We start from the raw sequence: 26,625 nt of genomic DNA, 5'->3' as shown, positions 1-26,625 counted from the left end.
TCAGCGCTGCAAACATCGAGCATGAACTCTTGACAGGGGTGTCGATGTTTGCGTACACATTGCTGAGCTAGTCCACCGGAAACACTTCTGAAACCGTTGCGATCCGCACCGGAGGACCCCTCATGCGCACAATCCCCTACCGCCTCGCGGGCGTGGCCGCCGTTCTGGTCTCGCTCCCGCTCGCGGTCTCGCCGCCGGTCGCCGCGCACGCGGTCGAGCCGGACTACACCATCACGGTCGATCCGGCCGCCACCGGCGCCGCCATCCCCAGGTCCATGTACGGCGTCTTCTTCGAGGACATCAACTACGCGGCCGACGGCGGCCTCTACGCCGAGCTGGTCCGCAACCGCTCGTTCGAATTCAACACCACCGATGCGTCCGGATACAACGGACTGACCGCGTGGACGGTCGCCGGCGCGGCCGTGGTCACCAACGACGCCCAGCGGCTCAACGAGCGCAATCGCAACTACCTCGCGGTCACCGGCGCGACGACCCTGACCAACGCGGGTTACAACACCGGGCTCGCGGTCCGGAGGTCCGACCGGTACGACTTCTCGGTGTGGGCGCGGGGCTCGACAACGATCGAGGCCACCCTGACCACGGCCGACGGCACGGCCCTGTCCGCCCCGGTCACCATCGCGGCCGCGGGCGACGCCTGGAAGAAGTACACCGGCACGCTGCGGGCCACCGCCACCAGCGATGCCGCCCGGCTCACCGTCAGGACCGCCGGCAGCGTCCTGCTCGACGAGGTCTCCCTCTTCCCCCGGGACACCTACCGGGGACGCGCCAACGGCCTGCGCAAGGACCTGGCCCAGAAGGTCGCGGACCTGAAGCCCGGCTTCGTCCGTTTCCCCGGCGGCTGCCTGGTCAACACCGGCAGCATGTACTCGTACGACGCCGCGAACAACTACCCGCGCGCCCGGTCCTACCAGTGGAAGGACACCGTCGGGCCGGTCGAGACGCGCGCCACCAACAAGAACTTCTGGGGCTACAACCAGTCCTACGGCCTCGGCTACTACGAGTACTTCCAGTTCTCCGAGGACATCGGCGCCATGCCGCTGCCGGTGCTGCCGGCCCTGGTTACCGGTTGTGGCCAGAACCGGGCCACCGTGGACGAGGCGCTGCTGCAGCGGCACATCCAGGACGCGCTCGACCTGATCGAGTACGCCAACGGGCCGGTCACCAGCACCTGGGGCAGGCTGCGCGCCGAGTCGGGGCACCCGAAGCCGTTCGGCCTGACCACCGTCGCGGTCGGCAACGAGGAGAACCTGCCCGAGGAGTACTGGGCGAACTTCCTCAGGTTCGAGTCGGCGATCAAGGCGAAACACCCGGAGATCACCGTGGTCAGCAACTCCGGCCCGGACGACCAGGGTGGCACGTTCGAGAACCTGTGGGCCAAGAACCGCGAGCACGGCTCGGACATGGTGGACGAGCACTACTACAACAGCCCGGCCTGGTTCCTGCAGAACAACAAGCGCTATGACGCGTACGACCGCAATGGTCCCAAGGTCTTCCTGGGCGAATACGCGTCACTGGACAACAAGCTGTACAACTCTCTCGCCGAGGCCGCGTACATGACCGGCCTGGAGCGCAACGCCGACGTGGTGAAGATGGCGTCCTACGCGCCGCTGCTCGCCAACATCGACAACGTGCAGTGGAAACCGGACATGATCTGGTTCGACAACGACGAGTCGTGGGGCTCCACCAGCTACCAGGTGCAGAAGCTGTTCATGAACAACGTCGGCGATCGCGTCCTGCCGTCGTCGGCCACCGGCAACGTGCTGCAGCCGAAGCCGATCACCGGCGCGATCGGACTCTCCACCTGGCGTACCGCCGCGGTCTACGACGACGTCAAGGTCACCCGGCCGGACGGCACCGTGCTCTACAGCGACGACTTCGGCGACGGCAACGCCGACGGCTGGACCTCGGTGACCAACCGCGGCAACTGGGCGGTGACCAACGGCGCCTACACCCAGACGACCACGGACACCGAGGACACCATGGTCAAGGCCGCGACGATCGGCGAGACCGATTACGACTACACGCTGAAGGCCACCAAGACGGCCGGCGCGGAGGGCTTCCTGGTCGCGTTCGGCATCCAGGAGACCGGCCAGTTCTACTGGTGGAACCTGGGCGGCTGGAACAACACCCAGGGCGCGATCGAGAAGGGGATCACCTCCGCCAAGGAGCAGATCCTCACCAAGCCCGACACCGTCACGACCGGAAAGACCTACGACCTCAAGATTCAGGTACGGGGCACCAAGGTCACCCTGATCCTGGACGGCGTGGAGTGGGGCTCGTTCGACGACAACGCGGTCACCGAGCCGTTCGCGCAGGTCGTCACCGAGGACACCAAGCGTGGCGAGATCATCGTGAAGGTGGTCAACGCGCAGGACAGCCCGGCGGTCACGAAGGTCGACCTGGGTGGGCGCAAGGTGGCGCGTACCGCGAAGCAGATCGTGATCACCGGTGACCCGGGCGAGCAGAACACCCGCTCGGCCGAGCCGATCCAGCCGGTCACCTCGACCGTGCACGGCATCTCGCCGGTCTTCACCCGTGAGTTCCCGGCGAACTCGGTCACCTTCCTCCGCATCAAGACCCGGTAAGGGGCCCGCTCATGAACCGACGAACCGTGCTGGCGGGTGGCGCCGTGGGCGCCATGGCCGTCGTCCTGCCCGTGGGCGCCGAGGGCGCCCCTGTCGTGAAGGCCCGGCCCGATGCCGAGATCTACGGCGTGCCGACCGTGGATCCGCTGATCAGCCAGCGTGCCGACCCGTGGATCACCAAGCCGGTGAACGGGCAGTACTACTTCACCGGCTCGGTACCCGAGTACGACCGCCTGGTCGTGCGGGGCGCGCCGACCATCGAGGGCCTGGCCACCGCCGAGGAGAGCGTCATCTGGCGCCGCCCGGCCGGCGGGCGGATGGGCGGCCACATCTGGGCGCCGGAGCTGCACCGCATCGGCGGGCGGTGGTACATCTACTTCGCCGCCGGTGACGCCGGTGAGGTGTTCCGGATCCGCACCTACGTGATGGAGTCGGCGCTCGACGACCCGCGTGACCCGGCCGGCTGGGTCCTCAAGGGCCAGCTGCTCACCGAGTGGGACGGGTTCACCCTGGACGCCACCAGCTTCACCCACCGCGGGAAGCAGTACCTGGTGTGGGCGCAGAGCGAACCGGAGATCGCGGTCAACACCAGCCTCTACATCGCCGAGATGGCGAACCCGTGGACGCTGAAGACCAAACCGACCCGGATCACCACTCCCACGAAGAGCTGGGAGATCATCGGGTACAAGGTCAACGAGGGGCCGGCGGTGCTGATCCGCAACGGCCGGGTGTTCATCACCTACTCGGCCAGCGCCACCGACGCCAACTACTGCATGGGCCTGCTCACCGCCTCGGCCTCCGCCGACCTCCTCGCCCGGGAGAGCTGGACGAAGAGCCCCGATCCGATCTTCACCACCCATGACGCCACCTCCCGATTCGGGCCGGGGCACAACTCCTTCACCGTCACCCCCGACGGGACGGACGTGCTCGTCTACCATGCCCGTGACTACAAGCAGATCACCGGCGACCCGCTCTACGACCCCAACCGGCACACCCGGGTGCAGAAGCTGTACTGGCACGAGGACGGGACGCCGCTGTTCGGGGTCCCGGTTGGCTCGGGCGGGCCGATCGTGCGCCTGTCGCCGGCGGACCGGCCGCGCTCGTTCGTCAAGCACGTGGGCGACGCGTTCCAGGTCGACCACGCGCCGCGGGAGCTGGAGCTGACCCAGTTCCGGTTCGTCAAGGCGGCCGACGGCACCGAGACGGTCCAGTCGGTCGACCAGCCCGCGAAGTACCTGACCGTCAGCGGCGGCTCGGTGTCCCTGAGCACGACGGGCACCCCGGTGACCCGGATCGCGGTCAAGGACGGCGTGACGGTACGGGTGGCGCCCGGCCGGTTCCTGCAGCACCGCAACGGGGCGCTCACCGTGGCCGACCGGGCCACGGTGTTCAGGCTCAGCTGACCGATCACGGGGAGGGTGCAGACCCTCCCCGTGATTTATGGCTCAAAAGAGGACTTGTATATTCCTCTTTTAGTACCGTCGACCCGTGCGACTGAACCGCTCCACCGACATCGGTCTCCGGGTCCTCATGCTCGCCGCCGCCCGATCCGGCGATCTGCTCACGATCGAAGGGCTGGCCTCCGCCGTGGCGGTCCCCCGCAGCCACCTCGCCAAGGTCGTCCAGCGGCTGCAGCATCTCGGCCTGCTGGAGACCGTCCGCGGCCGCAACGGCGGTGTCCGGCTCGCAGCCGGCGCGTCCGAGGCCTCGGTCGGCGGGCTGGTCCGCGACCTGGAGGGCGACACCGAGGTCGTGGAGTGCGGCGGGGACGTCCCCTGCCCGCTCAACGCCGGCTGCCGGCTGCGCGGAGCGTTGCGCGCCGCACAGGAGGCGTTCTACGCCTCGCTCGACCCCATCACGATCGGCGACCTGGCCGCCCCACCGGTCCGCCAGGTCCTGCTCACACTCTCGTAGAGGAGATCCCTCATGCTGTCCGCATCCAGCGCCCCGATCATCGAGGCCACCCTGCCGGTCGTCGGCGAGCACCTCGAGGAGATCTCCGACGTCTTCTACCGGACGATGATCGGGGAGAACCCGGATCTGCTGAACCTGTTCAGCCGCAGCGCGCAGGCCACCGGCGAGCAGCGCAGCTCCCTCTCCGGGGCCGTCGCGGCGTACGCCATGCATCTGATCGGCGCCGGCCCGGACGGGCCCGCGTTCGAGCACATCGTCGAGCGGATCGCCCACCGGCACTGCGCTCTCGGCATCCGCCCCGAGCAGTACACGATGGTCGGCCGCTACCTGCTCGGCGCGGTCGGCACGGTGCTCGGCGACGCCGTCACGCCACCGGTCGCCGCCGCCTGGGACGAGGTGTATTGGCTGTTCGCGGCCCGGCTGATCGGCCGTGAGGCGCGAATCTACGCCGAGGCGGGGGTGGACGGCGACGACCCGTGGCGCGGGTTCACCGTCGCCCAGCGGATCGCCGAGGCGCACGACACGGTGTCGTTCGTGCTGGTCCCGGCGGACGGCGGGGCGGCCCCCGGCTTCCACCCCGGGCAGTATGTGACGGTCGCCGCCGACCTGCCCGGCACCGGCCGCCAGCTCCGGCAGTACTCGCTGTCGCAGGCCGCGACCGGGGGCACGCTGCGGATCACCGTCCGGCGGGTGCGCGGCGCCGGCGGAGCGCCCGACGGAGTGGTCTCCGGGTTCCTGCACGACCACGTCGCCACCGGGGACACGCTGCGGCTCAGCCGGCCCTACGGCGATCTCACGCTCCGCCCGGGGACGTCGCCGTTGCTGCTGGTCAGCGCCGGGGTGGGGGTCACTCCGATGGCGTCGATCCTGGAGCACGTCGCGCGTACCCAGCCGACCCGGGAGGTGACCGCGGTGCACGCCGACCGCAGCCCCGACCGGCACCCGCTGCGCGCCGACATGAACGCCAACGGCGCCCGGCTGCGGGCCTTCCGCAGCCTGTACTGGTACGAGCAGCCGTCCGGTGAGCCGGACACGTTCCCCGGCCGGATCGACACCGACCTCATCCCGGTCCACCCGGACGCCGAGGTGTACCTGTGCGGCCCGGCGCCGTTCATGCAGGCGGTCCGTGCCGGCCTGCACCTGCGCGGCATCCCGGACGAGCGCATCCGGTACGAGGTGTTCGGCTCCGAGCAGTGGCGGCCCGCCCCGGCTCCGGCCGCCGTCTGACCGTTCCGGCTGTCCCACCGGTCCCTCAAGTCGGTCGCCGCCGGGTCGATAGAGCGGGGCGTGTTCACCGTCGAAGCCCCCCAGATCACCGCCCCGCCGGCGGCCGGCCTCCGGGACCGTGCCGTGGACGCGTCGGCCCTGGCCTTTCTCCAGATCGACCGCTCCGGGGTGATCCGGGACTGGAACCCGGCCGCCGAGAAGCTGTTCGGCTGGACCCGCGACGAGATCGTCGGCCGGCGCCTCGCGGACACGATCATCCCGGCGCCGCTGCGGTCCGCGCACAACGCCGGGTTCGCCCGCCGGCTGGTCAGCGGCGACAGCGGCGGCCTCGGCCACCCGATGGAGGTGCCGGCCGTCCACCGGGACGGCTCCGAGCTGAGCATCTCGATGACCGTCGACGCGCTCGGCGACGAGGGGTTCTTCGCGTTCATCTCGGACCGGACCGACGGGCACCGGGCCCAGCAGGAGCTGCAGCGCAGCAACACCCTGATCACCGCGATCCTGCAGCACACCACGGCGATGATCTCGGCGAAGGACCTGGACGGCCGCTACCTGTTCGTCAACGGCGAGTACGAGCGCGTCTTCCAGGTCACCGCCGCCGACGTGGTGGGCCGTGCCGAGGCCGACCTGGTGTCCGCCTCGGTCGCCGCCGTCGGCCGCGGCCACGACGAGCAGGTCATCGCGTCCGGCGCCGCCAAGACGGTGCTGGAGGAGCTCCCGTTCGGTGACGAGATCCGCCAGTACGTGGTCACCCGGGTGCCGCTGACCGACCCGGACGGCTCCGTCCACGGGGTGTGCACCATCGCCATCGACGACACCCGGCGGCGCCGCGACGAGGCCGTGATCAAGGCCGGCGAGCAGCGGTTCTGGAACACCGTCAACAACGCGCCCGGCATGCTCTACCAGTTCCGCATGGAACCGACCGGCGAGTCCTCGTTCACGTTCGTCTCCGACGGCTGCCGGGACATCTACCAGCTCGAACCCGAGCAGATCGTCGCGTCGGCGAGCACGGTCCTCGACCGGATCGTCGAGGAGGACCGGGAGGGCTTCGCCGCCAGCGTCGCCGAGTCGGCACGCACCCTGGAGCCGTGGGACTGGCGCGGCAGCGTGATCCTGCCGGACGGCACCCATCGCTGGCTGTACGGGGTCTCCCGCCCGCACCGCGACGCGGACGGCGCCGTCGTCTGGGACGGCATGCTCCTCGACCGGACCAGGGAACGCCACACCGAACTCGACCTGGAAGCCGTTCGCCACGATCTCGCCGACCTGGTCGACCGCCTCGCCGTCCTGTCCGCCACGGCGCCCGCCGAGACCGAGCCGGCCCGCCCCCTCGCCCAACTGGTGACCGACGACGATCAGGAAGCCCTGGGCGACCTGTGGCGCATGGCACTGCGCCGCGAACGGGCCGACGGCATCCTCGCCGGGCGGGACGGCCGCCTGCTCGTCCGGCTTCGCCCCCGCGGCGCCGACGAGATCAGCATCGCCTGCTTCCGGCTGGACGGACCGGCGTGACCGCGCCCAGCGGCCCCCGCCTGCCCCGCAAACTGGGCGAGATCGGCATCCCGATGAGCCCGTTGACGACCACCACCCCGATCGCCGAGATCGAGGCCGGGCTGGCCGCCGACGGCCTCGCCCCCGGCGTCATCGTCTCCGCCGGAGACGGATACCTGCTGCTGAGCCGGGCGATGATCGACCGTGCCCGCGCGGCCGGCCTGACCACCGAGGAACTCGCCGGCTCCGCGCCCGGTGGACTGGAGCTGCCCGCCGACACCGACATCGACGTGGCCGCCGAGGCCGCCCTGGCCCGGCCGGCCGCGGAACGCGAGGAGCCGGTCCTGGTGTCCTGGCCGGACGGCCGGCACGGCATCGCGCCGATCGTCGACCTGCTCGCCGCGATGGCCGGGCGGTTCGCGAGGCTGTCCCGGACCGACCCGCTGACCGGCCTGCCGAACCGGGCCACCATCCAGGCCGAGGGCCAGCGCCGCCTCGACGACGGTGACCTGATCGCGGTCGTCCACCTGGGACTGGACCGTTTCCAGGACGCCAACGACGTGCTCGGTCACCACGGCGCCGACACCCTGCTGCACCGGGTCGCGACCGCCCTCGGCGCCGCCCGGGGCGCCGGCAACATGGCCGCCCGCCTCGACGGCGACCAGTTCGTGGTGCTCCTCTCCGAGCTGCCGGCCGGCCAGACCGTACACAGTGTCGGCCGCCGCCTGGCCGCCGGCATCCGCGGCCCGCACCCGGTCGACGGCCTGCCGATCAGCGTCGAGGCCAGCATCGGCATCAGCCACGCCGACCACCACGACGTCACGGTGCTGATGCGCCGGGCGGCCGCCGCCATGCGCCGTGCCAAACACGAGCGCACCGGCGTCGTCGAGTGGACCCCGAAACTCGACACCAACCAGCGGGTCGACCTGCGGCAGCTCACCGAATTGCGTACCGGTCTGCGCTCCGGCCACCTGCGCCTGCACTACCAGCCGCTGCACGACGCCGGCAGCCGCGTCGTGCACGGCGTGGAGGCGCTGGTCCGCTGGCAGCACCCGCAGCGCGGCCTGCTGCCCCCGGGCGTGTTCCTCCCCGACGCGGAACGCTCCGACGTCATCCTCGAACTCACCGACTGGGTGCTGGCCGAGGCGCTGCGCCAGGCCGCCGCCTGGCACGCGCGGGGCTGTCACCTGCCGGTGTCGGTCAACCTGCCCCCGGCATACCTGGCCCAGGACCGTGCCGTCGGCACCATCCTCACCCTCCTCGACCTGGAGCAGGTGCCCGCCACCATGCTCACCGTCGAGATCACCGAGACCGCCGTCCTCACCAACCAGGAACAGGTGGCCGCCCAGCTGGCCCAGCTACGAGCCCGCGGCATCCGGGTCGCCATCGACGACTTCGGCACCGGTTACACGTCCCTGGGCCTGCTCCCCCAGCTCCCCATCGACGAGCTGAAGATCGACCGCTCGTTCGTCATCCGCATGCACGACTCCCCCGCCCACGCCACGATCATCGACTCGGTGATCGCCATCGCGAAGGCCCTCGGCCTGACCGTCGTGGCCGAGGGAGTCGAGGACGAGCCCACCGCCCGCGACCTGGCCACCGCCGGCGTCGACCTGCTGCAGGGTTTCGGCCTCAACCGCCCCCAGCCCCCCGACGTCATCCCGACCCTGCCCGGCATCCCCACGGCCCCGCTCACCCCCGCCTGAAAACCCCTGCCCACTCCCGGCCGCGCGGTCCCCTCCGGGCCTGCGCGGCCTCCGGCATGTCAGCGGTACGACACCCGCCGCCCTGAACCAGCCGCGCCCGAGCGGTGTGTACCGATGTGGACGCCGCACGCGTCCCCGGAGCCGGCACCGGCTCACGGCCGGTACGCACCCCGCGGGGAGGGGTCATGCCACAGGATCCGGAAGACCTGCTCGCCGACTGGCAGTGGCGTGTCCAGCAGCGAACCGAGGCCACACTGGAACTGAGCCGCCGGATGGAACGGGTCGACGCCACCGCGCGGTCCGCCGACCGCGACGTGACGGTGACCGTCGATCATTCCGGTGGCATGACCGCGTTGGCCCTGACCGAGGAGGCGCTGCGGCGGCCTCCCGGCGAACTGGCCGATCTGATCCTCGCGACCACCCGGCAGGCCCAGTCGCGTCTGGCCGAGAACATGTCCGACCTGGTCCAGAACCTGTACGGCTGGGACTCCCCCACCACGGCCTTCATAGCCGACGCCTACACCAAGCAGTTCTCGACCCGCCCCGACGACGACCGCCAGGGGCGTGATCGGTGATGGCCGAGCCCGGACTCCACCTCGATGTCGATGCCGTGACCCGTCATGCCGGCGAGGTCGACGCGATGGCGGAGAGACTGTCCGAGGTGACAGCTGCCGCAGCACACCTCGGCCGGCAGGACGGCGCCTACGGCGAGTGGCCGAGCAAGCTGATCCTGCCCTTTCTCGACGACGCTCAGGAGAACGCCGTCCACGAAATGCGCACCGGAACGGACGCAACCTCTCACCTGGCGGATCTGCTGCGAGCGCTGACCATCGACATCAGCCTCACGGACGCCGAGGCCGCGCACCTGCTCGGGTATCGGGAGACGGAACGATGAGCGACGTCTACGGTGGATTGGTCGCTCCGGACGCCGACCGGAAGGTCTATGAAGGCGCGGGGATCTTCGAATCGGTCTGCGGGCTGACCGAGGGGATCGCCAAGCAGGACTACGGCGGCGCCACCGGCAACCTGGTCGCGACCGGGCTCGGGGCGCTCGGCGCGATCACCGACCCTCTGCAGACCGTGTTCTCGGCCGGTGTCGGCTGGCTGATCGAGCATGTGGACTTCGTCCGTGAGCCGTTCGACAAGCTGTTGGGCAATCCCAAAGCCATCGAGGGTCAAGCCGAGAGCTGGAAGCGGATCGAGGCGCGCATCTACGAGATCGCGGACCGGTACGTGATGGCGGTCAAGGGCACCACAGCCGGCTGGACGGCCGCGTCGGCGGATGCTTATCAGCGACGTGCACACGACCATGCGCTGAACCTCCAGTCGATGGGCAAGATCGCGGACAGCATGAGTTTGCTGACCTATGGCCTGGGCGCCCTGGTCGGCGTGGTTCGTAACACGATCCGCGACATACTTGCGCAATTCGCCGGGTCTCTCATCTCCATCGGTCTGCAGGCGGTCACCGGCGTCCTGATACCGAGCGCCCTCGTCAAGGTGGCGAACCTGGCTTTCGACACCAGTCGGAAGATCCTCGGGCTACTGAAAGGCCTATTCACGAAGATCAGTGAAGCCGGAAAGGCCGTCAGTACGATGAAGTTCCTGCTCAGCAGGATCGGCAAGGCCAACCAGGACGTCCTGCGCCTCGTCTCGCACCGGAGCGCAGCTGCAGAATCGATGCGGGAGGGCTGGTTCGGACCCGCGAAAGGTCTCGGGAATCTCTTCCTGGGCGACTTCCGGGTCTACGGCGCTCCGCACCAGGTGTTCATCAATACCGGCCGGGCCGCGGCCGAGTCGAACAGCGCGCAGAACAGCGGTTCGACGATCGACAGCATCCCGAAGAACAACTCCGACCCGAAACCCATCGACCTACCGTCTTGAGGCAGGACAGACAATGGGCTCCCACGAGGACAGGATCGCCAGGCATCGCGCGAAGTTCGAGGCCGTCGAAGCCGAACTCGCGCAAGAGAGAGCTGAACACGAAGGCCCGGTATCCGGAGATGGATCGGCAGCTGGCGACCGGCGCAGGCCCAGCCGGCTACGCGACACCGCGTTCCTGGCCGGGATAGTCGTACTGAGTCTCCTGCTGGTCGGCGTCTCGACGACCTTGATCGGCATGGCGGGCCGTGATTTCCGGGACGCTCAGCGAACCGGCTCGGCGACCGTGGAATCCTGCGACAGGCGAGGCCCCGTGACCAATCGCGGTCTCGGCTACCGGGAGCGTTGCACGGTCACCATCGGATGGGACGACGGGACGGCGACCCGGCTGACCGACGACGGCACGTTCACGTCCTCGGACATCGGCAGCCCGGTTCGTGTCGGCTATCTGGGCACCCACAGATACACCCTGGAGCTAGCTCGCGAGGACACGCCCCACCGGCCGTGGTTCACCTGGATCGGCGGACTGGTCGGCCTGATCGCGGTGGTGCCGGGCATATTCTCCATCATGCTCCTGCATGCCTATGTGCGCTCTGTCTTCCGCATTCGGCGACGGTGATCAGCGGGGCAGGAAGTCGGAGCGGTTCAGGGATCTGGTTCGGCGGCGGTATTCGGCTGCCCTGCCCGGCCAGTTGGTGACGATGCGGCCGGTGGCGGTTCGGTACCAGGACTGGCACGCCGTCCAGACGGATGTCGACAAGCGGGACTGGATCTCGCTGTCGTAGGTGGCGGACACCTCCGGGCGTACCTCCAGATCGTCGCCTGCGGCGACCGCACGCACCGCCTGCGCGATCCATCGGGCCTGGGCCTCGTGGAAGTAGATGACCGAGGTGTTGCCGGTGTTGGTGTTGGGGCCGTAGACCAGGAACATGTTGGGGAAGCCGGGGACGGCCAGGCCCAGGTAGGCGTGGGCGCCCTCGCTCCACTCGCCGGACAGTGTGCGGCCGTCGCGGCCGGTGACGCGGATCGGGACGAGGAACTCGGTGGCGGCGAAACCGGTGCCGTAGACGAGGACGTCGCACGGGTGGTCGGCGCCGTCGGCGGTGCGTACGCCGGACGGGGTGACCGTGACGATCTTCTCGGTGACCAGGTCGACGTCGGGGCGGGCGAGGGTGGGCAGCCACGCGTTGGTGAAGAGGAGCCGTTTGCAGCCGATCGGCTCGTCGGGGGTCACCTTGGCCAGCAGCGTGGGGTCGCGGACCTGCCAGCGGCGCTGGATCCAGGCGTATCCGCGGACGCCCGCGTTGACCGTCCGGTTGCCGTGCAGGGCAGCGCCGGGCACCAGGGTGAGCAGCCACGTCGCGCCCCGGGACAGCCGCATCAGGGCGGGTACGCGGCGGGACAGGGCGCGGCGGATCCGGCCGTAGCGGCGGTCGGGTTTCGGCACCGTCCAGGGGGCGGTGCGCTGGAAGACGGTGATGTGCGCGGCACGGCCGGCGATCGCGGGGACCAGCTGGATGGCGCTGGCGCCGGTGCCGATGACGGCGACCCGCCGGCCGTCGATCGGGATGCCGGGCGTCCAGTGTGCGGTGTGGACGGCGACGCCTTCGAACGTCTCGGCGCCGGGCAGCAGCGGGATCGCCGGGCGGGACAGCTGGCCGACGGCGGGGATCAGCACGTCGGCGTCGATCGTGCCGCCGCCGGTCAGGGTGATCCGCCACCTGCCGTCCCAGTCGGCGGCGGCGACCTCGGCGCCGAACCGGACGAGCGGGGTCACGCCCTTCTCGTCGGCGACCCGCTGCAGGTAGGCGAGGATCTCGTGGTGCGGCGGGTAGCGGCGGGACCAGTCGGGGTTGAGCGCGAACGAGAACGAGTAGAGCGGGGCGGGCACGTCGCAGGCGCAGCCGGGGTACGTGTTGTCGCGCCACACCCCGCCGACCCGGTCCGCCTTCTCCAGGATCACGATGTCGCCGAACCCGGCCGCGAGCAGTTCGACGGCGGCCGCCACCCCGCCGAAGCCGGCGCCGATGATCGCGACCCTGGTCATGGCCGCCTTCCGAGGGTGAGTCGCAGCGCGCCGGGCGCCGTGGCCGGGACGACCGGGTTGCGGGGCGCCACCGGGGCGACCGGCACGAAGCCGTCGTGCATCGGGGGCCGGGGGTCGGCGTCGCCCGCGTTGGGCCACAGCGCCACCGCCCGTTCGGCCAGCGCGGTGATGGTGAGCGACGGGTTGACGCCGAGGTTCGCGGCGACCGTCGAGCCGTCGATGACGTGCAGGCCGGGATGGCCGAAGAGCCGGTGGTACGGGTCGACGACGCCCGTCTCGGGTGTGGCGCCGATCGCGCAGCCGCCGATGAAGTGCCCGGTGACCGGCCGGTTGACGATCTCGGTGAACGCGCCGGTCGGCACCCCGTCGATCTGGGCCGCGACCCGCCGGGCCACGTCGTGGGCGGCCGGCACCCACACCGGGTTGGGCTCGCCGATGCCGGGCCGGCTGCTGAGCCGCCGCCCGAACAGGCCGCGCCGGGTGTGCACGGTGATCGAGTTGTCCAGCGGCTGCATGGCGAGCAGGACGATGGTCTCCTTCGACCAGTTCCGCGGGGACGTGTAGAGCCGCAGGTCACGGCCGGCTCTGGCGAGTGTCTTGAGGGCGTGCCACCAGCGGGGGCGGCCCTCGTCGACGAGGACGGTGGCGAGCAGGGCCAGCAGGTTGCTGCCGGGGCCGTACCGGACGGGCTCGACGTGGGTGACCGGGTCGGGGTGGATCGACGAGGTGATCGCGACGCCGTGCGTGTAGTCACGGTCCCGGCGGCGGGTGCGGGCGCCGAGGATCGATTCGGAGTTGGTACGGCTCAGCTCGCCCAGCCGCGGCGAGAGGTGCGGCAGGTGTCCCCGGTCGCGCATCCGGTGCAGCAGCCGCTGGGTGCCGAGCGCCCCACCGGCGAGGACGACCTGCTCGGCGGTGAACGTCCGCCCCCGCGTGCCGACCGCGTAGCCGCCGTCCGGCAGGGGCCGCACCTCCCGGACGGCGGTGCGTTCGTGCACCTCGGCCCCGGCCTTCTCGGCCAGGTACAGATAGTTTTTGACCAGGGTGTTCTTGGCGTTGCCGCGGCAGCCGGTCATGCATGAGCCGCACATCGTGCAGGTGTGCCGGTCCGGCCCCGCCCCGCCGAAGAACGGGTCGGCCACCGGGGCGCCGGGGGTGTCGCCGAAGAGGACACCGACCGGGGTGTGGCGGAACGTGTGGCCGACGCCGAGGTCGTCCGCGACGGTGCGCAAGACGGCGTCGGCAGCCGTCGGGACCGGGTTGACGGTCACGCCGAGCATGCGTTTCGCCTGGTCGTAGTAGGGGGCCAGCTCGGTCTTCCAGTCGGTGACGCCGGACCACTGCGGGTCGGCGTAGAAGGTGTCCGGCGGCTCGTAGAGGGTGCACGCGTAGCCGAGCGATCCACCTCCGACGCCCACCCCGGACATGATCATCACGTCTTTCAGGAGGGTGAGGCGCAGGATGCCGTAGCAACCGAGCGCGGGCGCCCAGATGTAGTCGCGCAGCCGCCAGGACGTCCTGGCGAACTGCTCGTCGGTGAACCGGCGGCCGGCTTCGAGGACGCCGACGCGGTAGCCCTTCTCGGTCAGGCGCAGCGCTGTCACGCTGCCACCGAACCCGGAGCCGATGACGAGGACGTCGTAGTCGTACGACATCGCCGTACCATCACACCGTTATTGGCAACATGTCAACAACGTGTTCCCGGGTCTTGCGCCCAGCGCGAATCGGTCTCATAAAGAACGGATGACCGAGCTGTCGTACGAACGCCGCGGATCCGGCCCGCCGCTGGTGCTGATCCACGGGCTGGGCAGCCACCGCCAGGTGTGGACACCGATCCTCGGCGACCTGGCGCGGCACCACGACGTGATCGCCGTCGATCTGCCGGGTTTCGGCGCGTCACCGCTCTGGGCGCCGGCCCCGCACGCCGGCTCGGTCGCCCACCTCGCCGACCAGGTCGAGTCCTTCCTGGACCGGCTCGGCATCGCGACCGCCGGGATCGCGGGCAGCTCGCTGGGCGGCGGCATCGCCCTGGAGCTGGGGCGCCGGGGCCGGGCCGCGGCCGTCACCGCGTTCGCGCCGATCGGGTTCTGGTCCGGCGCGGGCCGCCGCTGGTGTCAGAGCGTGGTCACCGCGGCCCGGATCGCCGCCGGGCGCCTCGACCGCCGGCTCCCGTCGATCATGGCGGCGCCGGCCGGCCGGGCCGCGTTCTGCTCGCTGTTCTACGCCCGCCCGCGGCGGCTCGATCCGGGCGATGCGGTGGCCGCGGCCCGCGCGCTGGCGGCGGCGCCCGGTTTCGACGCGGCCCGCGACGCCTTCGGCGATCTGATCCCCTGGGCGTACGAGCGGACGAGCCACCCGGTCACGATCGCGTGGGGCACCCGTGACGCCGTGCTCCCCTTCGCCCAGTCGCGCCAGGCCCGCGCCCTGCTCCCGGACGCCCGCCACGTCACCCTGACGGGTTGCGGCCACCTGCCGTTCGCCGACGACCCGGCCGCATGCCTCGCCGCACTGACGCCACCGGCCGGATGACCGCCGCGACCGGGACAGCGCTCCTTACCAGGGCCGTACGGCGCGGCGCCCTCACGCGTTCCGGGCACCTCAGGGACGGAGTCCATGGACGCCGTGATGCCCGAGCCCAGACGACAGCGCGTGGACGCCTTCCGACCGAGAGCCGGATCAGGGCTTCCGAGCGGCGAGCCGAACAAAACCTCAGGTCGAGGCGGGGTACGCCGATGACGGCGGCCGTGCCCCGGCCCAGCAACCGAACGTTACGCCGCCTCGGCTACGCAGCCGTGGCTGCTTCCGCCGTCGCGCTGGCGATCCGGGCGGGCCGGCGCGCCCGCCCCACGCAGCCCCCGGAGCCCGAGCCGCCACCGGCGGTGGTGGAGCCGCCGGCAACGCCCGCACTCCGTCGTCGCCCGTGGCGGCGGGTGCTACTGGCCGTCTCCGTCCTGGTCGTCACCGGCGGCACCATCGCTGTCGTGGCCGGCGAGCTGGACGGATACGCCTGCCTGTCGAGCCCGGTGATGGCCCCGGCCACGACGCCCACCGACGTGCCCGGAATGAGGCGCGTGCCGCGGGTCGAGAGTCTGCCCCGCCGCGGACCGCGAATCACGGTCGGCGAGGTCGCCGAGCTCCGCGACACCTTCACCTCCGAAGCGGCGCGCGAGGTTTCGGTACGGGTACGAACGACATGGAGCCGGACACGAATCTGCAGCCGTCAGCCGGACGGCGACTCGTGTCGGTGGAGGTGCGCGAGCACGACATCAGCGGGCGAGGTGGGTATCTGCTGACCGAGAACGCGAGGATCTGGCTGTGCGACGAGGACGGCACCTGGTACGAACACGATGTCAGGCTGACCCAGGCTCTGAACGGCGGGGCGATCGGGATCGACGCGGATGCGCAGTTCGATCACCGGGTGGTGTTCCAGGTCTACGAGCACGCGCGGCCCCATCTGGTCCGCGTGGGCAACGGCTACGGGGAGCCCGCGGCGGGTGACTGGAAGGTCGACTGAGCACACGACCGCCACGCCGCGGACGGTGCTCAGCGCACCAGCCAGATGATCAGCATGGCGATCAGGAAGACGCCGCCGGCGGCCAGGGTCACCGTGCGGACCAGGGTGCTCAGGCTGTTGTCGGAGAACGCGGGCCGCTCGCCCGGCGCGGTCCAGTCGCCGACCACGGTCAGCAGCCGGTCGCCGGCGTGACGCAGGCGGCGACGGGCGTTCTCCCGGTGGGACGACGACGACAACCTTCACCTCCATACTCGACCGCTCAACGAGCCAACGGCGGAATGGACTCTGGGACACTCTTCCGTGCTGGTGGATTCGGGCTTGGGGGAGACGAATGGTTGACGTGCGTGAGGCGGCGAAGGCACTGGCCGGAGCGCGGCGGGTGGTGGTGTTCACCGGGGCCGGCATCTCGGCGGAGAGCGGGGTGCCCACCTTCCGGGACGCGCTGACCGGCCTCTGGGAGCGGTACGACGCGCAGGCGCTGGCCACCCCGCAGGCGTTCGAGGACGACCCGGACCTGGTGTGGGGGTGGTACGAGTGGCGTCGCAGCCTGATCCGGCGGGTCCACCCGAACCCGGGGCACGAGGCGGTCGCCGCGATCGAGGCCCACGCCCCGCACGCCCTCGTCGTCACCCAGAACGTCGACGACCTGCACGAGCGCGCCGGTTCGCGGGCGCCGATCCACCTGCACGGCAGCCTGTTCACGCCGCGCTGTGCCGCCTGCTCCCGGCCGGCCGAGCCGGGTCCGGGCGACGAGCCGGAGGAGGGCCGCCGGCTGGCCCCGCCGCGCTGCGGGTGCGGCGGGGCGATCCGGCCCGGCGTGGTGTGGTTCGGCGAGGCGCTGCCCGAGGAGGCTCTGGAGGAGGCGGTGCAGGCGGCGACCGACTGCGACGTGCTGCTGACGGTCGGCACGTCGGGGGTGGTCTACCCGGCGGCCGAGATCCCGAAGGTGGCGTCGATGTTCGGCGGCACGGTGATCCAGGTGAACCCGCAGCCCACCCCGCTGGACGCGGTCGCCACCATCAACCTGCACGGCAGCGCGGCGGTCGTGCTGCCCGAGCTGGTCAGCGCGGCCTGGCCGGAGCGGGCAGCAGCCGGGTCCTGAGCGGGCCCTTGCGCACCTTGCCGGAGCCGGTGCGCGGCAGGTCGTCGACCACGTCGACGTAGACCGGGATCTTGTAGCGGGCGAGCCGGCCGGTCAGGAACTCCGGGATGTCGCCGGGGGTCAGCGACGCGCCGGGCGCCGGGACGACGAACGCGCGGCCGACCTCGCCCCACGTCGCGTCGGGCACGCCGACGACCGCCGCCTCGGCGACCCCCGGGTGCTCGAAGATGGCCGCCTCCACCTCGGCCGGGTACACGTTCTCGCCGCCGGAGATGTACATGTCCTTGGTGCGGTCGACGATCCGGAAGTGGCCCGCTTCGTCGACGATCGCCAGGTCGCCGGAGCGGAACCAGCCGTCGCCGGTCAGCGCGGCCGCGGTCGCCGCCGGGTCGTTCCAGTACCCCGGGGTCACGTTCGGGCCGCGGACCAGCACCTCACCGGGTTCGCCGGGATCGGCCGGCGTGAGATCGGGGCGGGTCACCCGTACCTCCGTGAAAAAGACCGGAAGGCCCGCCGAGCCGATGTGCGCCCGGCTCTCCCGGGCCTCCAGGAACGTCGCGCCGGGCGCCGTCTCGGTCATGCCGTAACCCTGGCAGAACGCCAGCCCCCGCTCCTGGTAGGCACGGATCAGCGCCTCCGGGACGGGCGCGCCGCCGGTCATCAGGCAGCGCACCGAGGTCAGGTCGGCGTCCGGCCAGCGGGGCGACCGGACGAGGCCGGCGAACATCTGCGAGACGCCGAACATCCAGGTGATCCGGTGCTCGGCGATCGCGTCGAAGCAGCCGTCGACGTCCCAGCCCGGCATGATCACCGACGTGCCGCCCTTGAGGAACGTCGGCAGCAGGCATTGGTTGAGCGCCGCCACGTGGAAGAGCGGCGCGCTGACCAGGGTCATCTCGTCGCCGGCGACGTCGACGCAGACGAGCAGGTTGTAGCAGTTCCAGAGGAGGTTGCCGTGGGTGAGCATCGCGCCCTTGGGATGCCCGGTGGTGCCCGACGTGTAGAGGATGAGGGCGACGTCGTCGAGCCCGGCGGGCGTCGCCTCCACGGGTTCCCGCCCCGCCGCGAACGTCTCGAGATCGGCGACGGCGACCCGGATCCCGAGGTCGGCGTCGTGCGGCGCCGCGGAGATCAGCGCCACCGCCCCGCTGTGCCGCAGCTGGTAGTCGATCTCCGGTGGGGTGAGCCGGAAGTTGAGCGGCACGAAGATCGCGCCGAGCATCCAGGTCGCGAACATCGTCTCGACGAACGACGGATGGTTGGGGCCGAGGTAGGCGACCCGGTCACCGTCGCGAATGCCGGCGGCACGCAGGGCCGCGGCCAGGCGCGAGGTGCGTTCATGCAGTTCGGCGTACGTCGTACGCCGTCCCGCGAAGATCAGGGCGACCGCATCGGGTGACATGGCCGCCCGGCGTCGCGGCCACGATCCCAGGCCCGCGTCCCGCATCAGGCGTAGTGGCGGTAGACCGGGCGTGCCACACAGGCCGGCTTGGCCGAGCCCTCGACCTCGACGGTGAAGTCGAAGACGCTCTGCACGCCGTTGCCGGCCACGTCCTCGACGCCGACCACGGAGGCGGCCAGCCGGATCCGCGCGCCGACCTTCACCGGGCTGGGGAAACGGACCTTCTCCAGCCCGTAGTTGACGCCCATCGTGATGCCCTCCACCTGCAGCAGCTGGGTGAAGAGCGGGATGACCAGCGACAGCGTGAGATAGCCGTGCGCGATCGGGGCGCCGAACGGCCCGGCCGTGGCGCGCTCGACGTCGACGTGGATCCACTGGTGGTCGCCGGTGGCGTCGGCGAACGTGTTCACCCGCTCCTGGGTGATCTCCAGCCAGTCGCTGTGGCCGAGATCCTTGCCGGCCAGGCTCCGGAGTCCGTCGAGTCCGTTCACGGTGGTGGTCATGGCTGCTCCCGGAGTAGTAGGCGGGCGGCGTTGTCCTTGAGGATCCTGGGCCGGACGGTGTCCTTGACGTCGAGTTTCGCGAAGTCGGCGAGCCAGCGGTCCGGGGTGATCACCGGGTAGTCCGAGCCGAACAGCACCTTGTCCTGCAGCAGGCTGTTCGCGTACCGGACGAGCTGCGGCGGGAAGTACTTCGGCGACCAGCCGGACAGGTCGATGTGGACGTGCTCCTTGTGGGTGGCGACGGCCAGGGCCTCGTCCTGCCACGGGAACGACGGGTGGGCCAGGATGATCCGCAGGTCCGGGAAGTCCACGGCCACGTCGTCGACGAGCATCGGGTTCGAGTACTTCAGGCGGATCCCGCCGCCGCCGCGGACCCGGGCGCCGATGCCGGTCTGCCCGGTGTGGAACAGCGCGACCGCGCCGAGTTCCTCGATCGCCTCGTAGAGCGGGTAGGCGAGCCGGTCGTCGGGGGCGAAACCCTGGATGCTCGGGTGGAACTTGAAGCCGCGTACGCCGTACCGCTCGACCAGGCGGCGGGCCTCGCGGACGCCGGCCCGGCCCTTGTGCGGGTCGATGCTCGCGAACGGGATCAGTGTGTCCGGGTGCTTCGCGCAGTCCTCGGCGATCTCCTCGTTGGCGATCCGCGGGTGGCCGGTGGCGTGCTCGGCGTCGACGGTGAAGACGACGGCGGCCATCCTCCGCTCGGCGTAGTAGGCGGCGGTCTCGTCGATGGTCGGCCGGCGGTGGCCGTGCGCCTTGAAGTAGTCGGCGGAGGCGGCGAGCAGCTCCGGGCTCAGCGAGTCGTGGCCGTCCCGGCTGACCTCGGCGTGCGTGTGAACGTCGATGGCGACCAGTTGCGAAACGTCCATCACTGCCCCTTCGGCGCCGGGATGCCGTAGGTCTCCTGCTCGAAGTCCCACTCCGCCTCGATCGCCTCGGCGGACCAGCCGCCGTCCTTGAACTTGACCGATTTCTCCGCGGGGTGCGACCAGAGGGCCAGCCGGTCGCCGCCGACGCCGATCGCCTGGCCGGTGATGCCCTTCGCGGCGTCCGAGGCGAGGAACGTGATCAGGCCGGTGACGTCCGCCACGGTGCCGAGGCCCTCGTCGTGCCGGAGCCAGGCGGGGTACGGCGTGCCGGCGCGCTCGGCCTCCTCGATGATCGGCCCGAACGCCGGGATCGTCCGGGTCATCTCGGTGGCGGCGATCGGGATCACGGCGTTCACGGTGATCTCGCTGCGGGCCAGTTCGAGCGCCCAGGTCCGGGCCATCGCCGCGATCCCGGCCTTCGCTGCGGCGTAGTTGGTCTGCCCGAAGTTGCCGCGTTGTCCGGCGGGCGAGCCGACCAGGATGATCCGGCCGCCGTGGCCCTGCTCCCGCATCCGGATCGCGGCCGCGCGGGCGCAGGTGAAGGTGCCGCGCAGGTGCACCCGGACGACGTCGTCGAAGTCGTCGTCGGTCATCTTCCAGAGCACCCGGTCGCGGAGGATGCCGGCGTTGGTGATCAGCACGTCGAGCCGGCCGAACGCCTCGACCGCCGCGGCCACCAGCCGCTCGGCGCTCGCGGTGTCGCCGACCGTCGCCGCGACGCCGATGGTCGCCCCGCCGGCCCGCTCCACCGCCGCGTCGACCACGGCCTGGTCCACGTCGTTGACGACGACGGACGCGCCGGCCGCGGCGAGCGCCTCGGCGTAGGCCAGGCCGAGCCCGCGGCCGCTGCCGGTGACGACGGCAACCCTGCCGGTCAGATCCATGCTCATCAACCTCTCACGGATTCTTCGGTTCCTCAATCAACAGGAATCCTGCCGATCCGATCCTGGAGGACGATCAGGTTTCCTGTCAATGGTGTAGCGTGCCGCCCATGCCGTCTCTGCTCTACCTCGTAAAACAGCTCGAACTCGCGGTGCGCGCCCGCCTCGACGAGGTGGTCCGCGGGCACGGCATCACCGCCCTGCAGTACACGGCGCTCACCGTCCTGGAGCGGCACGACGGCTTGTCCGCGGCCCAGCTGGCCCGCGACTCGTTCGTCACCGCCCAGTCCATCGCCGACCTGGTCCGGGCCCTGGAGACGCGCGGCCTGATCCGCCGCGAGCGCAACCCGGCCAACCGGCGCGAGCTGCTCATCCACCTCACCGGCGCGGGGCGGGCGCTGCTCGCGGCGGTCGACGCCCCGGTCCGTGACCTGGAGTCCCGGATGATCACCAAACTGACCGCGGAGCAGGCCGCGGACTTCCGCCAGTCCCTGATCACCGCCTGGCAGTCGATGGCGTGAAGTCCTCGTCTCGGCCGTCCGGCGGCCGATCAGACCACCATGCGTATGAGCGGGTTCCTCCGCCACCTGTGGTGGATCTACCTGGTCCTCGCCTCGGCGGCGGCCGCGGCCTACGTGCTGACCCCGTTCAACGCCGCCACCCGCTGGGTCTACGTGCTGCTCAACTGCACCGCCCCGATCGCCACCTGGATCGGGCTCACCCGCAACGCGCCCAAACGGCGGCTCGGATGGCAGATCATCGTGGCCGGGCTGGCGCTCTCCGGGCTCGGCGACATCGTCTTCGCGTCCTACACCGCCCGGGGCGAGCACGCGCCCTTCCCGTCGGTGGCCGACGCGCTCTACCTGGCCGCCCACCTGGCCATCGCGGCCGGCGCCGCGCTGCTCGCCGCCCGCTCCGGGCGCACCGCCTTCCTCGACTCGGCGGTCATCCTCGCCCCGTTCGCCAGCATCGCCTGGCTGCTCGTGGTGAACCCGCTGGTCGGCACCAACGGCACCCCGCTCGCACAGTTCGTCGCGGTGGCCGCCCCGGCCAGCACCCTGGTGGTGCTCTACTGCTCGCTGGCGCTGGCCCTCGGCGTGGAGCTGCGTGCCCCCGGCGTGCGCTGGCTGCTCGGCGGCCTGATCGCCTGGTTCGTCTCGGACGCCCTCTACACCCACCAGAGCCTGACCGGCACCTACGTCGAGGGCCGGCTGATCGACCTGGGCTGGATGGCCATGCCGATCCTGATCGCCACGGCCGGCCTGCACCCGTCGATGGTCTACGCCACGCCCCGCCGGTCGACCGTCACCACGCTCACCGTGACCCGGGCGGTCACCCTCTTCGGCGCGGCCCTGCTGCTGCCCACCCTGCACGTGTTCTGGGAGCCGGCCGACGACCTGCCGCTGGTGGCCGGCACCTGGGCGTCGGTCGCGCTGGTCGCGTTGCGGCTGATCACCCCGATCCACGACCTGGCCCGCCGGGTCGGCCACGACGCGCTCACCGGCCTGGCGAACCGGGCGCTGCTGATGGACCGGCTGGCGCTGGCGCTCGCGTCGCTGCCGGTCGGCGGCCCGGCCCGGGTCGGCCTGCTCTTCTGCGACCTCGACCACTTCAAGAACGTCAACGACAGCCTCGGCCACGACGCCGGCGACCAGTTGCTCGTCGCCATCGCCGACCGGCTGCAGGACGCGATCCGCCCCGGTGACGTGGCCTGCCGGCTGGGCGGCGACGAGTTCGTCATCCTGATGCCGTCGGTCGGCGAGGACGAGGCCGCCGCGATCGCCGAGCGGGTCGCCGCCGAGATGGCCCAGCCGATGCGCCTCGCCGACGGCAGCGAGTTCTTCGCGTCGCTCTCCGTCGGGCTGCGCACCACCGGCGAACTCAACGCCGACCCGGAGGCCCTGCTCCAGGACGCCGACACCGCGATGTACCAGGCCAAGGCGGCCGGACGGGGCCGGATGATCCGCTTCGACGTGCAGAGCCGGACCGAGGCCACCCAGCGGCTGCGCCGGGACGCCGACTTCCGCCGGGCGCTGGCCCATCCGGGCGAGCTGTTCTGCGTCTACCAGCCGGTGTTCCGGGTCGACGACGGCAGCCTCAGCTCGGTCGAGGCGCTGGCCCGCTGGCAGCACCCGGCCGAGGGCGTCCTGCCGCCGGCCGCGTTCGTCGGCGTCGCCGAGGCCACCGGCACGGTCGGCCAGCTGTTCGCGGTCGTCCTCGACGAGTCCCTGCACGAGCAGCGGACCTGGTACAACCGGACCGGACGCTGGGTGCCGATCGCGGTCAACCTGTCGCCGCGCCAGCTCGACGCCGGCACCGCCGAGGTGGTCCTGGCCGCCCTCGACCGGGCCGGGTCACCGGCGTCCGCGCTCACCCTGGAGCTCACCGAGATGGGCCTGGCCATGCCGGAGACGGTCGAGGCCGCGCTCGGCCCGCTGCGCCGCGCCGGTGTGCAGATCGCCGTCGACGACTTCGGCACCGGGTACTCGTCGATGTCCCGGGTCGCCGACCACGCCTGGGACACCGTCAAGATCGACCAGACGGTGGTGAACGGCATAGCCGCCGACCCGGCCCGCCGCGCCCTGGCCGACGCCATGATCGGGATGGCCCACGCGCTCGGCATGTCCTCCCTGGCCGAGGGGGTCGACGACGGCGACGACCTGGCCGTCCTGGCCGAGCTCGGCTGCGAGTACGCCCAGGGCTACCTGCTCTCCCACCCGGTCGACGCCGCCGGGATCCTGGAGATCCTGACCGCTGCCGCCGCGGCCGACGCGGTCAGTGCCTGAACCCGCCGACGATCGCGGTCAGCTCCGACGCCAGCCGGGTCAGCTCGTCCGCCGCCTGCTGCGTGGTCCGGGCCCCGTCCGCGGTGGCGGCCGCCACGTCGGCGACCCCGCCGACGGTGACCGCCACGTCGCCGCTGTTGCCGGCCGCCTCCGCCACCGACCGGCTCATCTCGGCCGTCGTCGCGGTCTGCTCCTCCACCGCCGACGCGATCGTGGTCGTGTAGTCCCCGATCAGCCCGATCACCTCGGTGATCTCCGCGATCGCGGTGGCCGCGGCGCTGCTGGACGACTGGATCGCCGAGATCCGGGCGGTGATCTCCTCGGTCGCCTTCGCGGTCTGCTGGGCCAGCTCCTTGACCTCGCCGGCCACCACCGCGAACCCCTTGCCCAGCTCACCGGCGCGGGCCGCCTCGATCGTCGCGTTCAGGGCCAGCAGGTTCGTCTGCTCGGCGATGCTGGTGATCAGCTTGACCACCTCACCGATCTCGGCGCTCGCCTCCCCCAGCTCGGCGACCTGCGCGTTGGTCCGCTCCGCCACCGACATCGCCTTGGTGGCGACCTGCGCGGCCTGCCCCGCGTTCGAGGCGATCTCGGTGATCGAGGCGCTCATCTCGTCGGCGCCCGCCGCGATCGACTGCACCCCCGCGTTGACCTCCTCGGAGGCCCGCGACGCGTGGGTCGCCTTGCTCGCCGCGTCCCCCGCGCCGGCCTGCAGCTGCGCGGCCACCGCGGCCAACTCCTCGGCCGCCGCCGACAGGCTGACCGCGGTCCGGGACATGTCGACGCCGATCACCGACCGCAGCCGGCCGGTGGTCGCGTTCAGGGCGGCGGCGAGCTGCCCCACCTCATCCTTCGAGTGCACGTCGACGGTCGCCGTCAGGTCGCCCTGCTCGACCCGGCGCAGCGCGGCCACCACCCGGGACAGCCCGCCGCTCACCGACCGGGCCACGTAGAAGCCGATTCCCAGCGCCAGCACCATGCCGACGACCAGGATGACGATCAACTGCGTACGCGCCGACAGGTACGCCGCCTGGGCCTGGTCGGCGCCGGCCGTGCCCTCCTTCTTCTGGATCTCCCCCAGCGCGCCGAGGGCGTCACTGACCTTGTCGAAAGCCGGGTCGAAGACGGTGTTCTCGGCCTTCGCCGCGTCGGCGGTCCGCTGCTCCCGGCTGGCCGGCAGCACCTGGTCGTCGGCCGCCGCGTACATCTCGGCGAGCGCGGACTCGAACTGCTCCCGGACCGCCGCCTCACCCTCTGCGGCCGGCGTCTTGAGGTATTCGGACCACGCCGTCTCCAGTTCCTCACGGAACTGGGTGATCTCCTGGTCCCGCTCGGCCATCTCCGCCGGGTCGGTCGCGATGACGTGCCGCAGGATCGTCGCCCGGACCTCGTTGGCGAGGCCGTCGACGTCGGCCAGCCGTACCGCCGGGATCAGGTTGCGCTCGAAGATGCCGCCACCGGCCTCGTCGACCTCGCCCAGCTTGATGACACCGACCGTGCCGGCGACGGCCGCCGCGAATGCGGCGACCAGCACCGTGCACAGCACCTTCATCAGAACCGGCAGATCAGCCCAGCCACCCTTGCGCGCCATCGGCCCACCCCCGGTATCCAGTCAATACCGAAATCTCTGCCGAAACCTGGAAATTCAGGCTCCCGCCTCGTCGAGACGCGTCAACTGGGCGGCGTCGAGCTTCACCCCCAGCGCGGGCACCAGGTTTTCGAACTGCTCCGGGGTACGCGGCCCGATCAGCGGCAGCACCGGCGGCTCCGACCGGTGCAGCAGCCACGCCAGCACCAGCTGGTTCGGGGTGATCCCCAGCTCGGCGGCCAGCTCGGTGACGACCCGCAGGCGGGCGTCGGCGTCCGGGCCCGCGTAGGACTCCATCATCCAGTGCTCGGCCCGCCGCGCCGGATCGTCGTAGATGCCCTTCACGATCGGCGAGTAGGCGACCAGCGTCAGGTCACGGTGCTCGGTCAGGTAGTCCATCTGCTCGTCGTCGACGATCGACGCGGTGCTCAGGCCCGCCCGGCGCCGCAGGTAGGAGTGCTGCTGCTGCAGCGCCACCGGCGCCGGCCAGCCGTGCCGGTCGCACAGCTGCCGGATCCGCTCCAGCCGCCAGGTCCGCACGTTCGACCAGCCCAGGTGGCGCACCTTGCCGGCGGACACCAGGCCGGCCAGCGCCTCCAGCGTCTCCTCCAGCGGTGTCGCCCGGTCGTCGACGTGCACGTAATAGAGGTCCACGTGGTCGACCCCGAGCCGCCGCAGGCTCCCGTCCAGCGCGTGCCGCAGCGTGTCCGCCCCGGCGCCGGCGAAGGTCCGTCGCGCCAGCTCCCAGTTCGCCGTGCCGTCGGCCGCCCACAGCTCGGGCGAGAACTCCGGCACCGCCGAACCCTTGGTGGCCAGGAAGATCTCGTCCCGGTTGCCGCGCGCCCGCATCCAGCGGCCCAGCAGCTCCTCGCTCTCACCGCCCCGGCTGCCCGGCGTCGACCACCACTCGTAGCAGTCCGCGGTGTCGAGGAACGAACCGCCCAGCTCCCGGTAGCGATCCAGGATCCGGACCGCCTCCGGCTCCGCGGTGGCGCTGCCCATCTGCATCGCCCCGAGCGCCAGGCTGCTGACCTGCTCGCCGGTCCGTCCCAGTTCGATGGTTCCGATACGCGTTGTGCTCATGGCATCGACGCTAGGACCTGGAGCGCGC

24 protein-coding genes are annotated in these 26,625 nt (G+C 71.4%); 15 read left to right on the top strand and 9 right to left on the bottom strand.

Going from position 1 to position 26,625, the window contains the following annotated elements; genetic code table 11:
- Nucleotides 1-122 precede the first annotated feature (122 nt).
- The 10 genes from BM290_RS50735 to BM290_RS23060 all read left to right on the top strand — a co-directional run bounded on the left by BM290_RS50735 (nucleotide 123) and on the right by BM290_RS23060 (nucleotide 11,441).
- Nucleotides 123-2,606 (top strand): alpha-L-arabinofuranosidase C-terminal domain-containing protein, encoded by a 2,484-nt coding sequence (locus BM290_RS50735; RefSeq protein ID WP_093617337.1) that lies wholly within the window; start codon nucleotides 123-125, stop codon nucleotides 2,604-2,606.
- Between the two features lie 11 nt (nucleotides 2,607-2,617).
- On the top strand, nucleotides 2,618-4,009 hold the full coding sequence (locus BM290_RS23100) for a glycoside hydrolase family 43 protein (RefSeq protein WP_093617335.1): 1,392 nt from the start codon (nucleotides 2,618-2,620) through the stop codon (nucleotides 4,007-4,009).
- Nucleotides 4,010-4,094: 85 nt separating this feature from the next.
- Nucleotides 4,095-4,520 (top strand): RrF2 family transcriptional regulator, encoded by a 426-nt coding sequence (locus tag BM290_RS23095; protein ID WP_093617333.1) that lies wholly within the window; start codon nucleotides 4,095-4,097, stop codon nucleotides 4,518-4,520.
- 12 nt (nucleotides 4,521-4,532) lie between these two features.
- The gene (locus BM290_RS23090; protein WP_093617331.1) at nucleotides 4,533-5,747 is read left to right on the top strand and encodes a globin domain-containing protein; all 1,215 of its coding nucleotides are present in this window, start codon (nucleotides 4,533-4,535) and stop codon (nucleotides 5,745-5,747) included.
- 60 nt (nucleotides 5,748-5,807) lie between these two features.
- Nucleotides 5,808-7,259 carry a PAS domain-containing protein gene (locus BM290_RS23085; RefSeq protein ID WP_093617329.1) on the top strand — a complete coding sequence of 484 codons (1,452 nt, stop codon included), beginning with the start codon at nucleotides 5,808-5,810 and terminating at the stop codon, nucleotides 7,257-7,259.
- On the top strand, nucleotides 7,256-8,944 hold the full coding sequence (locus BM290_RS23080) for a putative bifunctional diguanylate cyclase/phosphodiesterase (protein WP_093617327.1): 1,689 nt from the start codon (nucleotides 7,256-7,258) through the stop codon (nucleotides 8,942-8,944). Before BM290_RS23085 ends, BM290_RS23080 begins: the two co-directional genes overlap by 4 nt.
- Nucleotides 8,945-9,129: 185 nt before the next feature.
- Entirely contained in the window at nucleotides 9,130-9,519 is a 390-nt protein-coding gene (locus BM290_RS23075; protein WP_143133893.1) for a YbaB/EbfC family nucleoid-associated protein, read from the top strand.
- A gap of 35 nt (nucleotides 9,520-9,554) precedes the next feature.
- A complete protein-coding gene (locus BM290_RS23070; protein WP_143133892.1) occupies nucleotides 9,555-9,839 on the top strand; it encodes a hypothetical protein in 285 nt (94 codons plus the stop codon).
- Nucleotides 9,836-10,825: a hypothetical protein gene (locus tag BM290_RS23065; RefSeq protein WP_143133891.1), complete on the top strand. Its 990-nt coding sequence runs from the start codon at nucleotides 9,836-9,838 to the stop codon at nucleotides 10,823-10,825. Before BM290_RS23070 ends, BM290_RS23065 begins: the two co-directional genes overlap by 4 nt.
- A 13-nt stretch (nucleotides 10,826-10,838) precedes the next feature.
- Nucleotides 10,839-11,441 (top strand): DUF6346 domain-containing protein, encoded by a 603-nt coding sequence (locus BM290_RS23060; RefSeq protein WP_093617319.1) that lies wholly within the window; start codon nucleotides 10,839-10,841, stop codon nucleotides 11,439-11,441.
- Here the strand turns inward: BM290_RS23060 and BM290_RS23055 are convergent, their stop codons facing one another.
- Nucleotides 11,442-12,869: a flavin-containing monooxygenase gene (locus tag BM290_RS23055; RefSeq protein WP_093617317.1), complete on the bottom strand. Its 1,428-nt coding sequence runs from the start codon at nucleotides 12,867-12,869 to the stop codon at nucleotides 11,442-11,444. It abuts the gene before it with no gap.
- A complete protein-coding gene (locus BM290_RS23050; RefSeq protein WP_093617315.1) occupies nucleotides 12,866-14,524 on the bottom strand; it encodes an FAD-dependent oxidoreductase in 1,659 nt (552 codons plus the stop codon). Before BM290_RS23050 ends, BM290_RS23055 begins: the two co-directional genes overlap by 4 nt.
- A gap of 88 nt (nucleotides 14,525-14,612) precedes the next feature.
- On the opposite strand from BM290_RS23050, the gene BM290_RS23045 reads away from it, so the two are divergent.
- Both BM290_RS23045 and BM290_RS23040 read left to right on the top strand, forming a co-directional pair.
- A complete protein-coding gene (locus BM290_RS23045; protein ID WP_093617313.1) occupies nucleotides 14,613-15,398 on the top strand; it encodes an alpha/beta fold hydrolase in 786 nt (261 codons plus the stop codon).
- A 715-nt stretch (nucleotides 15,399-16,113) separates the two neighbouring features.
- Nucleotides 16,114-16,383, top strand: coding sequence for a hypothetical protein (locus tag BM290_RS23040; protein WP_143133889.1), 270 nt, complete (start codon nucleotides 16,114-16,116; stop codon nucleotides 16,381-16,383).
- A gap of 29 nt (nucleotides 16,384-16,412) precedes the next feature.
- Here the strand turns inward: BM290_RS23040 and BM290_RS23035 are convergent, their stop codons facing one another.
- On the bottom strand, nucleotides 16,413-16,619 hold the full coding sequence (locus tag BM290_RS23035; protein WP_093617309.1) for a hypothetical protein: 207 nt from the start codon (nucleotides 16,617-16,619) through the stop codon (nucleotides 16,413-16,415).
- Between the two features lie 95 nt (nucleotides 16,620-16,714).
- Between BM290_RS23035 and BM290_RS23030 the strand changes: the two genes are divergently transcribed.
- On the top strand, nucleotides 16,715-17,485 hold the full coding sequence (locus tag BM290_RS23030) for an SIR2 family NAD-dependent protein deacylase (RefSeq protein ID WP_093617307.1): 771 nt from the start codon (nucleotides 16,715-16,717) through the stop codon (nucleotides 17,483-17,485).
- Here BM290_RS23030 and BM290_RS23025 read toward each other — a convergent pair.
- The 4 genes from BM290_RS23025 to BM290_RS23010 are packed head-to-tail and all read right to left on the bottom strand — an operon-like array spanning nucleotide 17,445 to nucleotide 21,149.
- A complete protein-coding gene (locus BM290_RS23025) occupies nucleotides 17,445-18,932 on the bottom strand; it encodes an acyl-CoA synthetase (RefSeq protein ID WP_093617305.1) in 1,488 nt (495 codons plus the stop codon). The two genes, BM290_RS23030 and BM290_RS23025, sit on opposite strands and share 41 nt — an antisense overlap.
- The gene (locus BM290_RS23020; protein WP_093617303.1) at nucleotides 18,932-19,390 is read right to left on the bottom strand and encodes a MaoC family dehydratase; all 459 of its coding nucleotides are present in this window, start codon (nucleotides 19,388-19,390) and stop codon (nucleotides 18,932-18,934) included. Before BM290_RS23020 ends, BM290_RS23025 begins: the two co-directional genes overlap by 1 nt.
- Nucleotides 19,387-20,259 (bottom strand): amidohydrolase family protein, encoded by an 873-nt coding sequence (locus BM290_RS23015; RefSeq protein ID WP_093617301.1) that lies wholly within the window; start codon nucleotides 20,257-20,259, stop codon nucleotides 19,387-19,389. The genes BM290_RS23020 and BM290_RS23015 overlap by 4 nt, the downstream gene beginning before the upstream one ends.
- Complete coding sequence (locus BM290_RS23010; protein ID WP_425319641.1) at nucleotides 20,259-21,149, bottom strand: SDR family oxidoreductase; 891 nt, start codon at nucleotides 21,147-21,149, stop codon at nucleotides 20,259-20,261. The genes BM290_RS23015 and BM290_RS23010 overlap by 1 nt, the downstream gene beginning before the upstream one ends.
- Nucleotides 21,150-21,250: 101 nt before the next feature.
- Here BM290_RS23010 and BM290_RS23005 point away from each other — a divergent pair, with 101 nt between their 5' ends.
- Entirely contained in the window at nucleotides 21,251-21,661 is a 411-nt protein-coding gene (locus BM290_RS23005) for a MarR family winged helix-turn-helix transcriptional regulator (protein WP_093617297.1), read from the top strand.
- A 45-nt stretch (nucleotides 21,662-21,706) separates the two neighbouring features.
- The gene (locus BM290_RS23000; protein ID WP_239143183.1) at nucleotides 21,707-23,926 is read left to right on the top strand and encodes a putative bifunctional diguanylate cyclase/phosphodiesterase; all 2,220 of its coding nucleotides are present in this window, start codon (nucleotides 21,707-21,709) and stop codon (nucleotides 23,924-23,926) included.
- On the opposite strand, the gene BM290_RS22995 is transcribed toward BM290_RS23000, so the two are convergent.
- Nucleotides 23,916-25,517 (bottom strand): methyl-accepting chemotaxis protein, encoded by a 1,602-nt coding sequence (locus BM290_RS22995; protein WP_093617293.1) that lies wholly within the window; start codon nucleotides 25,515-25,517, stop codon nucleotides 23,916-23,918. The two genes, BM290_RS23000 and BM290_RS22995, sit on opposite strands and share 11 nt — an antisense overlap.
- A gap of 54 nt (nucleotides 25,518-25,571) precedes the next feature.
- On the bottom strand, nucleotides 25,572-26,597 hold the full coding sequence (locus BM290_RS22990; RefSeq protein WP_239143182.1) for an aldo/keto reductase: 1,026 nt from the start codon (nucleotides 26,595-26,597) through the stop codon (nucleotides 25,572-25,574).
- Nucleotides 26,598-26,625: the final 28 nt, after the last annotated feature.

The sequence above is a fragment of the Actinoplanes philippinensis genome (assembly GCF_900113015.1).
In the GTDB taxonomy this organism is placed as follows: domain Bacteria; phylum Actinomycetota; class Actinomycetes; order Mycobacteriales; family Micromonosporaceae; genus Actinoplanes; species Actinoplanes philippinensis.
The sequence above is the reverse complement of the archived record's forward strand: the minus strand, read 5'-3'. Positions and strand labels throughout refer to the sequence as shown.

Bases quoted from the DNA above. Each gene is read 5' to 3' on its own strand.
- BM290_RS50735 (WP_093617337.1), top strand. From the start codon at position 123: ATGCGCACAATCCCCTACCGCCTCGCGGGCGTGGCCGCCGTTCTGGTC.
- BM290_RS23100 (WP_093617335.1), top strand. From the start codon at position 2,618: ATGAACCGACGAACCGTGCTGGCGGGTGGCGCCGTGGGCGCCATGGCC.
- BM290_RS23090 (WP_093617331.1), top strand. From the start codon at position 4,533: ATGCTGTCCGCATCCAGCGCCCCGATCATCGAGGCCACCCTGCCGGTC.
- BM290_RS23075 (WP_143133893.1), top strand. From the start codon at position 9,130: ATGCCACAGGATCCGGAAGACCTGCTCGCCGACTGGCAGTGGCGTGTC.
- BM290_RS23065 (WP_143133891.1), top strand. From the start codon at position 9,836: ATGAGCGACGTCTACGGTGGATTGGTCGCTCCGGACGCCGACCGGAAG.
- BM290_RS23060 (WP_093617319.1), top strand. From the start codon at position 10,839: ATGGGCTCCCACGAGGACAGGATCGCCAGGCATCGCGCGAAGTTCGAG.
- BM290_RS23055 (WP_093617317.1), bottom strand. From the start codon at position 12,869: ATGACCAGGGTCGCGATCATCGGCGCCGGCTTCGGCGGGGTGGCGGCC.
- BM290_RS23050 (WP_093617315.1), bottom strand. From the start codon at position 14,524: ATGTCGTACGACTACGACGTCCTCGTCATCGGCTCCGGGTTCGGTGGC.
- BM290_RS23045 (WP_093617313.1), top strand. From the start codon at position 14,613: ATGACCGAGCTGTCGTACGAACGCCGCGGATCCGGCCCGCCGCTGGTG.
- BM290_RS23030 (WP_093617307.1), top strand. From the start codon at position 16,715: ATGGTTGACGTGCGTGAGGCGGCGAAGGCACTGGCCGGAGCGCGGCGG.
- BM290_RS23025 (WP_093617305.1), bottom strand. From the start codon at position 18,932: ATGCGGGACGCGGGCCTGGGATCGTGGCCGCGACGCCGGGCGGCCATG.
- BM290_RS23020 (WP_093617303.1), bottom strand. From the start codon at position 19,390: ATGACCACCACCGTGAACGGACTCGACGGACTCCGGAGCCTGGCCGGC.
- BM290_RS23015 (WP_093617301.1), bottom strand. From the start codon at position 20,259: ATGGACGTTTCGCAACTGGTCGCCATCGACGTTCACACGCACGCCGAG.
- BM290_RS23010 (WP_425319641.1), bottom strand. From the start codon at position 21,149: ATGAGCATGGATCTGACCGGCAGGGTTGCCGTCGTCACCGGCAGCGGC.
- BM290_RS23005 (WP_093617297.1), top strand. From the start codon at position 21,251: ATGCCGTCTCTGCTCTACCTCGTAAAACAGCTCGAACTCGCGGTGCGC.
- BM290_RS23000 (WP_239143183.1), top strand. From the start codon at position 21,707: ATGAGCGGGTTCCTCCGCCACCTGTGGTGGATCTACCTGGTCCTCGCC.
- BM290_RS22995 (WP_093617293.1), bottom strand. From the start codon at position 25,517: ATGGCGCGCAAGGGTGGCTGGGCTGATCTGCCGGTTCTGATGAAGGTG.
- BM290_RS22990 (WP_239143182.1), bottom strand. From the start codon at position 26,597: ATGAGCACAACGCGTATCGGAACCATCGAACTGGGACGGACCGGCGAG.